At 72.4% G+C, this 8435-nt stretch carries 9 protein-coding genes; 8 read left to right on the top strand and 1 reads right to left on the bottom strand.

Features of this window, described 5'->3' with window-relative positions; all coding sequences use genetic code 11:
• Nucleotides 1-232, top strand: a 232-nt coding sequence (locus HUX53_RS33585; RefSeq protein ID WP_217920217.1) for a hypothetical protein, incomplete at its 5' end; no start/stop codon positions are given.
• Here the strand turns inward: HUX53_RS33585 and HUX53_RS33580 are convergent.
• The gene (locus HUX53_RS33580) at nt 229-1416 is read right to left on the bottom strand and encodes a cytochrome P450 (protein WP_176407285.1); all 1188 of its coding nucleotides are present in this window, start codon (nt 1414-1416) and stop codon (nt 229-231) included. The genes HUX53_RS33585 and HUX53_RS33580 overlap by 4 nt on opposite strands.
• A 189-nt stretch (nt 1417-1605) precedes the next feature.
• Here HUX53_RS33580 and HUX53_RS33575 point away from each other — a divergent pair, with 189 nt between their 5' ends.
• The 7 genes from HUX53_RS33575 (at nt 1606) to HUX53_RS33545 (ending at nt 8332) form a co-directional block, all read left to right on the top strand.
• Complete coding sequence (locus HUX53_RS33575; RefSeq protein WP_176407283.1) at nt 1606-2607, top strand: 3-oxoacyl-ACP synthase III family protein; 1002 nt, start codon at nt 1606-1608, stop codon at nt 2605-2607.
• Nucleotides 2608-2731: 124 nt separating this feature from the next.
• Nucleotides 2732-3490, top strand: a complete 759-nt coding sequence (locus HUX53_RS33570; RefSeq protein ID WP_176407282.1) for a glycosyltransferase family A protein — start codon at nt 2732-2734, stop codon at nt 3488-3490.
• Entirely contained in the window at nt 3487-4698 is a 1212-nt protein-coding gene (locus HUX53_RS33565; protein ID WP_176407281.1) for a cytochrome P450, read from the top strand. Before HUX53_RS33570 ends, HUX53_RS33565 begins: the two co-directional genes overlap by 4 nt.
• On the top strand, nt 4695-6197 hold the full coding sequence (locus tag HUX53_RS33560; RefSeq protein WP_176407280.1) for a class I adenylate-forming enzyme family protein: 1503 nt from the start codon (nt 4695-4697) through the stop codon (nt 6195-6197). Before HUX53_RS33565 ends, HUX53_RS33560 begins: the two co-directional genes overlap by 4 nt.
• The gene (locus HUX53_RS33555; protein WP_176407279.1) at nt 6197-7123 is read left to right on the top strand and encodes an NAD(P)-dependent oxidoreductase; all 927 of its coding nucleotides are present in this window, start codon (nt 6197-6199) and stop codon (nt 7121-7123) included. Before HUX53_RS33560 ends, HUX53_RS33555 begins: the two co-directional genes overlap by 1 nt.
• A 49-nt stretch (nt 7124-7172) precedes the next feature.
• The gene (locus HUX53_RS33550; RefSeq protein WP_176407278.1) at nt 7173-7904 is read left to right on the top strand and encodes a Clp protease N-terminal domain-containing protein; all 732 of its coding nucleotides are present in this window, start codon (nt 7173-7175) and stop codon (nt 7902-7904) included.
• Between the two features lie 71 nt (nt 7905-7975).
• Nucleotides 7976-8332 carry an alpha/beta fold hydrolase gene (locus HUX53_RS33545; protein WP_176407277.1) on the top strand — a complete coding sequence of 119 codons (357 nt, stop codon included), beginning with the start codon at nt 7976-7978 and terminating at the stop codon, nt 8330-8332.
• Nucleotides 8333-8435: the final 103 nt, after the last annotated feature.

Below are 8435 nucleotides of genomic sequence, written 5' to 3'. Positions count from 1 at the left end.
GTTCCGCCGCCGGCACCGCGAGCCGAGCCACCGCAGAGCGGTGTTCCAGCTGCTCGGCGGCGTGCTGGTGCTGTTCGCGATCTCGTTCGGCCTCTGGTGGTGGAACTCCGCCCCCCGCGACCCCGAGCCGGTGCGCCCGGTCAGCCCGACGATCACGCACTCCCCGGAACCCGCCCCGGTCCCGACGGCCCCCATCACCGAAGCACCGCCGACGGTGATCCCCGAGGTCTAGCCCCGGCGCACCGACAGTTCGGCGTAGGCCGGGACGAGGACGCCGCGGGCCGCGCGCCGGGAGACGATCCGGTACGGACGGCCGCCGGACAGCAGCGTCGCCAGCATCCGCGCCACCTGCGTGCGCGCGACGGCCGCGCCCAGGCACAGGTGGCGGCCCCCGCCGAACCACAGCTGCCGCGTCTCCGGGACGTACTCGCGGTGCGGGTCGAACGGCCCCGCGCCGTTCGTCGCCCGGTACGTCAGCAGCAGGACCCGCTCGCCCGCGCGGAGCCGCCGCCCGCCGACGCTCGCGTCCCGGTTCACGTGCCGTCCGATCACCGGGGCCGGGGTGGCGACCCGCAGGCCCTCGCGCACCGCGTTGTCCATGAGGGACGGGTCGTCCAGCAGCGCCCGCTGCCGGCCGGTGTCGTGCAGCAGCGCCACCGTGCGGACGGTCCCCGACACGCCGGTCTCGGTCCCCGCGATGACCAGCAGGGTCGCGAGTCCGCGCGCGAGCGGCAGGCCGAGGTCCATGTCGCGGCAGCGGCCGAGGAGCGTGTGCGGCCCGGCCGTCCGGTAGGCGTGCGCGACACCGGCGGTGATCTCGTCCACGATGCTCCGGGCCCGCGCGACGACTCCCGAATCCAGGTCGGTGGACGCCGTGGTGCCCATCGCCAGCCGGGCGAGCCGCTCCCCGGCGCCGAACAGCTCCCGGTAGGCGTCGTCCCGCCGGTCGGCGGCCAGCCCGAGCAGGTCGGCGACCATCCGCCCGGCGAGGACGCGGGCGGCGTCGGCGACGTCGACGGTCTCACCGGCGGCGAGCCGGCCGGCCAGCACGGCGTGCGAGGGGCCCTGGGAACGTTTCACGAGGGCCTGTGCGGCGTCCTCGGTGAACAGGTCGCGGGCCCGCGTGCGGATCTCCGCGTGCCGCGCGCCGCCGAAGAACTGCGCCATCTCGTCCCCGAACAGCTGCGTCCACAGGTGGCCGACGCCGCCCTCGCCGTTCATGCCGAACGCGGCGTGGTCGTTGAGGACGTGCCTGGCCAGCACGGGGTCCGTCACCACCCACCCGAGCCGGGGGACGCGCGTGATCGGCCCGGTGTGCCGCGCGGCCTCCAGGAGGGCGAACAGCCCGGGGTTGGCCGCCCACAGCAGCCGCGCCTCGTGCCGCGCGGCCCGCCCAGTGGTCTTTGTGCTGGTCATGCCGCAATTGTCCCCGGTTGGGAATCCGGACGGAAAGGCGGTACTACTCAATCCGGGTGAGTGGCGGTACTCACGGCGAATCGGGTACAACGCCCGGTCGATGTTCCGTAGGGTCTCCCTCACCTGAGGCGCCCGGCGTCGGCGAGGCTTGCCGGACACCGAGCATGAGGAACCGGGGGACCCCAGCCCATGAGAGCCCGCATCACCGCCGTCGCGGCGCACCTGCCCGAGCGGACCGTCACCAGCGCCGAGGTCGAGGCCCGCGTCGCGGCCGAGAGCGCGGGATACCGGCCGCATCCCACGATCGTCGAGCGGATGACCGGCATCCGCACCCGGCACGTCATGCGCGACGACGAGCAGGCGTCCGACCTGGCCGTCGCCGCCGCCCGCCGCGTCCTCGCCGAGCCCGCCACCGAGCCCGCCGGCCTCGACCTGCTGATCTTCGGCTCGGCCTCGCAGGACCTCATCGAGCCCGCCACCGCGCACATCGTCGCCGCCAAGCTCGGCGCGACCTGCCCGGTCTTCGACGTGAAGAACGCCTGCAACAGCTTCCTCAACGGCCTGCAGATGGCGGACGCGCTGATCCGCACCGGGCAGCACGAGCGCGTGCTGGTCTGCACCGGCGAGAGCCCGTCCCGCGCGATCCGCTGGAACGTCCGCGACCGCGCCCAGTTCGTGGACGCCTTCGCCGGCTACACGCTCTCCGACGGCGGCGCCGCGATGCTCGTCGAGGCCGCCCCCGACGGCGGCATCTTCTACCGCGACTTCGCCGCCGTCTCCAGCGCCTGGCAGATCGGGACCCTCCCGGCCGGCGGCTCCATGCACCCCCGCGACCCCGAGTACACCTACTTCAGCGGGGACGGCCGCCGCCTCAAGGACGCGTTCGTCGCCAACGGCCCGGAGATCTTCACAACGGCCCTGTCGAAGACGGGCCTGACCTGGGACGACTTCGCGGTCGTCGCCGTCCACCAGGTGACGCTGCCGTACCTGGAGGTGCTGCGCACCATCCTCGGCATCCCGTCCGACCGGCTCGTCGTCACGCTGCCCGAGCACGGCAACGTCGCCTCCGCGAGCCTCCCGCTGCAGATCGCCACCGCCCGCGCCACCGGCCGCTGCGCCCCCGGCGACCGCATAGCCCTGATCGGCCTCGCCGGCGGCGTAAGCCTCGGCGTCCTGTTCGCGGAGCTGTGATCATGCCGAGTCATCGCGTGGAGCCGGGCGGAGCCGGCGGCAAGCAGGGCGGAGCTGTGATCATGCCGGGTCGTCGCGTGGAGCCGGGCGGAGCCGGCGGCGAGCGGGGCGGAGCTGTGATCACATGAGCCTGAACCTGTGGGTCGTCATTCCCGCCTTCGACGAGGAGCGGTCGATCGGGGCGACGCTGCGCCGGCTGGCCGAGCAGACCGACACCGCGTTCTCGCTGGTCGTCGTCGACAACGGCAGCACGGACGGGACGGCGCAGGTCGTCAAGGAGTTCGCGGCCGGGCACCCGGCGTTCGACGTCCGGATCGTCCACGAACCGGAGAAGGGGACGGGCGCCGCCGCCGACACGGGCGTCCGGCACGCGATCGCCGCCGGTGCCACGCACGTCGCCCGCACCGACGCCGACTGCCTGCCGCACCGCGGCTGGGTCGCGGCGGTGAAGCGCGCGTTCGGCGACGGGCTGGAGATGGTGTCCGGCCCGCTGCTGCCCCGCACCGACGAGTTCGAGCTGAAGTTCTGGGAGCGGCGCCTGCTGCCCGCCGTCATCGACATTGCCGCACTTTTCGGACGATTCCGTCCCGGCAACCAGGACCCGCTCTACCTCGGCCCCTACGTGATGATGCCGGGCTGCAACGTCGCAATCACCGCCGACCTCTACGAACGGTCGGGCGGCTTCCCGCGCACCCGCATCGAGGACGTCCACGAGGACCGCGCGCTCGTCAACCGCGTCCGCTACATCACCGACGCCTACGCGCTGCGCGACGACGTGACCGTGTACGGGTCGGTGCGGCGGCTGCGCGCATTCGGCCTGGTCAAGACGCTCGGCTGGTACGCCGACCACCGCTACCGCCCGCCCGTCGTGGACATCCGGTGAACTGGGAGAAGCGGCTGTACCTGGCCGCGCATCCGTTCGCGTACCCGCTGCTGCGCGGGGTGGCCCGGCGCGGCCCGATCGTCCGCGTGCCAGGTGTGGGTGTGGTCGTGAACGACGCCCGCCTGGCCCGCGAGGTCCTGATGGACGGCGAGACGTTCCGCAAGGACGGCCCCGGCTCGCCCGGCGAACTGTGGACGCCGGTGCTGGGCCCGTCCGTCCTGCTCAACATGGAGGGCGAGGCGCACCGGGCGCTCCGCCGCCGCCTCACCGACCTGTTCGTCCCGTCCTATACCGAGGCGCTGTGCGCACGCGTGCTGGCCGAACCCCTGGAGCGGCTCACCGACCGGCTCCGGCGCGGCGCGACCATCGACCTGGTCGACTTCGCCCGCGTCATGGCCGGCACGGTGATCGGCGAGGTCATCGGCCTGGAGGGCGGCGGCGAGGCCGCCTACCGGGACCTGTTCGAGCAGGGCGAGCGGATCGTCGCGATGGTGTCGCTGCGCACCCGCCGCCTGTCCCCGTCCCAGGTGCGGCGCGCCCGCGACGTCCTCGACCCGCTCGGCGACATCGCGGCGAAGTCGTACCTGGCCGGGGACGAGTCGACGGTCATGGGGCGGATGCGGGCGCTCGGCCTGTCCGAGGACGAGGCGCGCGGCGCGGCCGGAGCGTTCTTCCTCACCGGCACCGAGACCGTCGCGACGCTGCTGCCCCGGCTGATCGCCCTCCTCCACGACCACGGCCAACTGCCGCGCGTCGCAGGCGACCGCTCCCTCCTCGACCGGGCCATCGAGGAGGCCATGCGGGTGACGACGCCGACGCAGGTGATGCTGCGCAGCGTGCACCGTCCCGCCACGGTCGGGGGCGTCGCGGTCCGTCCGGGCGACCGGGTGCTGATCGCCACGCACAACTGCTGCCGCGCCTACGGCACGTTCGACCTCGACCGCCCGCACCCGCCCGAGCTGCGGCGCCTGTGGTTCGGCGCCGGACCGCACTTCTGCATCGGCTACCCGCTCGCCATGGCGCAGATCCGCCTGGCCACCCGGACGCTCCTGGACGCGGCGCCCCTCGTGATCACCCGCCGGGCGGCGGCGCGCGACGTCCTGATCCCGACCTACCGCTACCTGACCGTCCGTTCGCAAGCGGGCATGACGCCCGACACCGTCGGTGCCCGGGACCTGGCCGGCCGCTCAGGAAGGGGAACGCGATGACGCTGGTCCGGAGGCTGCTCGATCAGGCCGCCCAGACGCCGGACGCCGTCGCGCTGATCTCCGGGGACGGCACGGAACTGACGTACGGCGAGCTGCGGCGACAGGTGCTCGCCGTCCGGCACGGGCTACTCGCCGGGGGCCTCGCGGACGGCGACGGGGTGCTGTTCTCGGTGCGGCCGTCCCCGGAGTCGCTCGTCCTCGCGCTGGGCGTGGTCGCGGCCGGGGGAGTGGTCGTCTTCGCCGATCCGGGGGCCGGGCCCGAGATGTTCACCGCACGGCTGCGGTTGGCGCGTCCGCGCTGGTCGGCGGCGGAATCGGTGCTGTACGCGGGCAGCCGGCTGAGACTCGTGAGGGCGTATGCGCGGCGGCGCGGGCTGCTCCTGCCGAACCTCGCCGACCTCCAGATTCCGGACGAAGGCCCGATGCGGCACATCCACGTCGGACGCCGGCTGCCGGGCGTGCCGCGCGGCGCCCTGTCGTTCACGCGCCTGATCCGCGGGAACGCCCCAGAGCCTTCCAAGGACACCGACCCGGACGCCCCCGCCGCAGTGATCTTCACCTCGGGGACGACCGCGAACCCGCGCGCGGTGGTCCACACGCAGGCGTCGCTCGCCGCCGCGCTCGACCTCTTCCGCACCCGCCTGCCCCTCGGCCCCGGCGACGTCGTGCACACCGACCAGCTCATGCTCGGCCTCCCGACGCTGATCGCGGGCGCCCGCTGGTCGATGCCGCCGCTGTTCTGCCCGCCCGCCGACTTCGCCCGGCTGATGCGGGGGCGCGGGGCCACGCACACGTTCTGCGTCCCCGTCCATCTGGCGGAGATCCTGGATGCCGTCCCGGAGTTGCCGCCGTCCGTCCGGCATGTCCTGCTCGGTGCGGCGCCCGCGCCCGCGCCGATCCTGCGGAGGGCGATCGCGGCGGCGCCGTCCGCCGAGGTCCTGTCGGTGTACGCGATGACTGAGATCCTCCCGGTTGCGATCGCGTCGGCCAAGGAGAAACTCGCGCACACGGCATCGGGTGACTTCTTGGGCGCACCCCTACCAGGCGTGGGCGCACGCCTAGCGGAGGACGGCGAACTCCTGTTGTCGGGCCCCAACCTGTGTCGCGGCTACCTGGGCGCGGACCCCATCCCCGAACTCCCGACCGGCGACCTGGCCCGCATGGACGGCGACCACCTAGTCCTCATGGGACGCAAGAAGGACATGCTGATCCGAGGCAAGTTCAACCTCTACCCCGGTCTATACGAACCGTCGATCGCGGCCCTCCCCGACGTCACCGAGGCGGCCATCGTGGGCGTTGCGAATCCCCAGACAGGAGACGAAGAAGTCGTCCTGGCCGTAGTAGGCCCGCCCGAACTCGCCACCAGCCTCCGCCGCACCCTCCCCGACGTCATCGACCACGACGCCTTGCCCGACCGCATCATCGTCCTGGACGAACTGCCGCGCTCCGGCCGAACCAGCAAACTCGACCGCGACCGGCTCCGCGCCATGGTGACGTAATGAAAATCGCGGTAACCGGGGCGTCAGGCTTCGTAGGCGGCGCGGTCTGCCGGGCCCTGGCATCGCGCGACATCACGACATATGCGTTCGGCCGCCGTCCGATGGTGTCATCGCCTCACGTGGGCGGCGCAACCTACCGTTCATGGGATCTGACCCAAGGCCCGCTCCAGGATGCCCCCCCGGTGGACGCGGTCATCCACTGTGCAGGCAGCGTCACCGACTGGGGACCGGCCCGCACCCTCTTCGCCGCCAACCACACCGGCACCCGCAACGCCCTGGCGACCTTCCCGGACGCCCGATTCGTGCACCTCAGCACCGCCAGCGTGTACGACCCGTTCAGCCCCAGCATCATGGCCCGCGAGGACGAGGCCCCGGTGTCCCGCTACATGAACGCCTACGGCGCCTCGAAGGCCGCCGCCGAACGTCTAGCCCTGAACCACGACGCGATCGTCTTGCGTCCCCACGCGGTTTACGGCCCTGGCGACACGACACTCCTCCCGCGCGTCCTGTCCGCCGTCCGGGGCCCGGTCCTCCCCGCCGTCGGGACGGGCCGCCAGCGCATCAGCCTGACCTCGATCGACAACCTCGTGCAAGCCTGCGTCCTGGCGGCCACCGGCCCGGTGACCTCGGGCGTCTTCAACATCACCGACGCCACCCCGATCCCCATCGACGAGGCCTTCCGCGAGATCCTCCGAGAACGCCGCATCCAAGCGAAACCCGTCTACATCCCGTCCGCCATCGCCCGCCCGCTAGCAGCCGTGGCCGAAGGCGCGTTCCTCCTAGCCCGCCGCCCCGAACCACCACGAATCACCCGCTATGCGATCAGCCACCTGGCCGTAGAACGCACCCTGGACATCACAGCGGCCCGCAAGATCCTCGGATTCGACCCGGCCGAAACGACCTTCAAGGGCGCCGCCGACTGGTGATCGTCAACCCAAGGTTGACGATCCGCCATCGTCAACCTATGGTTGACGCATGACGGAACCCACTCCGGCGGCCGGCCAGATCCGGCTGGACGATCTGATCAACGCCATCAAGAAGGTCCACACCGACGCCCTCGAACAGCTCACCAGCGCGGTGATGGCCGCCGAGCACCTGGGCGAGGTCGCCGATCACCTCATCGGCCACTTCGTCGACCAGGCCCGGCGCTCCGGCGCGTCCTGGACCGACATCGGCCAGAGCATGGGCGTCAGCAAGCAGGCCGCGCAGAAGCGCTTCGTCGCCAAGGGCGCGTCCGCCGACCTCGACCCGTCCGAGGGCTTCTCCCGGTACACCACCCGCGCCCGCAACGTCGTCATCACGTCCCAGAACGAGGCCCGCGCCGCCGGCAGCACCGAGATCACCCCCGCCCACCTCGTCCTCGGCCTGATCGCCGAACCCGAGGGGCTCGCGGCCAAGGCCATCACCGGGCAGGACGTCCTGCTGGACACCGTCCGGCAGGCCGCCACCGCCGCGCTGCCGCCGGAGTCCGGCGACCTCCCGGCGCTCATCCCCTTCGACCAGGACGCCAAGAAGGCCCTCGACCTGACCTTCCGCGAGGCCCTGCGCCTCGGCCACAACCACATCGGAACGGAGCACATCCTCCTCGCCCTCCTCGAACACGAGAACGGCACCGGCATCCTCTCCGAAGCCGGCGTCGGCAAGGCGGCCGCCCAAGCGAGCATCACCGCGGCCCTGGCCGCGCTGGCCGCCGGGCAGAGCGGCTGAACGCCTGAACGCCTGAACAGCGGCCCGGCGGCGCCCGATGAGTTCCGGGCGCCGCCGGAGTCGGTACGAGCATGGAGAAGCTCATCACCGCCGACGGCGCCGACCTCTGCACCGAGACCTTCGGCGACCCCGCCGACGTCCCGGTGCTGCTGATCGGGAACACGATGCTCACCTGGCCCGACGCCCTCTGCGAGCGACTCGCGGCACTGCGCCGCTTCGTCGTCCGCTACGACCTGCGCGGCACCGGCCGCTCGCCGGCCGGCGACCCGGAGGCCCCGTCCTACACCCTGCGCGACCTGGTCGCGGACGCCGCCGCCCTGCTCGACGCGCTCGGCCTGCCCCGGGCGCACGTCGTCGGCGCCGCCGGAGTCGGTACGAGCATGGAGCTGCCTCTTACAAACATATGCCGCTGCCGCCGGAGCGGGTAGTGTAGGTCTCGGTGGTAGTGGTAGCGTTAAAAACAAACAACGACGCAGCAGAAGGAGACAGACACTACAGCAATAGCAATAACAAACGACTCAAGAGTCACAA

The sequence above is a fragment of the Actinomadura sp. BRA 177 genome, from assembly GCF_013372625.1.
Taxonomy (GTDB): domain Bacteria; phylum Actinomycetota; class Actinomycetes; order Streptosporangiales; family Streptosporangiaceae; genus Spirillospora.
This window is presented reverse-complemented; position numbering and strand designations above follow the sequence as displayed.

What these genes read in the sequence shown, in the direction of transcription:
- HUX53_RS33555 (WP_176407279.1), top strand. Translation starts at nt 6,197, where the DNA reads ATGAAAATCGCGGTAACCGGGGCGTCAGGCTTCGTAGGCGGCGCGGTC.
- HUX53_RS33570 (WP_176407282.1), top strand. Translation starts at nt 2,732, where the DNA reads ATGAGCCTGAACCTGTGGGTCGTCATTCCCGCCTTCGACGAGGAGCGG.
- HUX53_RS33575 (WP_176407283.1), top strand. Translation starts at nt 1,606, where the DNA reads ATGAGAGCCCGCATCACCGCCGTCGCGGCGCACCTGCCCGAGCGGACC.
- HUX53_RS33545 (WP_176407277.1), top strand. Translation starts at nt 7,976, where the DNA reads ATGGAGAAGCTCATCACCGCCGACGGCGCCGACCTCTGCACCGAGACC.
- HUX53_RS33550 (WP_176407278.1), top strand. Translation starts at nt 7,173, where the DNA reads ATGACGGAACCCACTCCGGCGGCCGGCCAGATCCGGCTGGACGATCTG.
- HUX53_RS33580 (WP_176407285.1), bottom strand. Translation starts at nt 1,416, where the DNA reads ATGACCAGCACAAAGACCACTGGGCGGGCCGCGCGGCACGAGGCGCGG.
- HUX53_RS33560 (WP_176407280.1), top strand. Translation starts at nt 4,695, where the DNA reads ATGACGCTGGTCCGGAGGCTGCTCGATCAGGCCGCCCAGACGCCGGAC.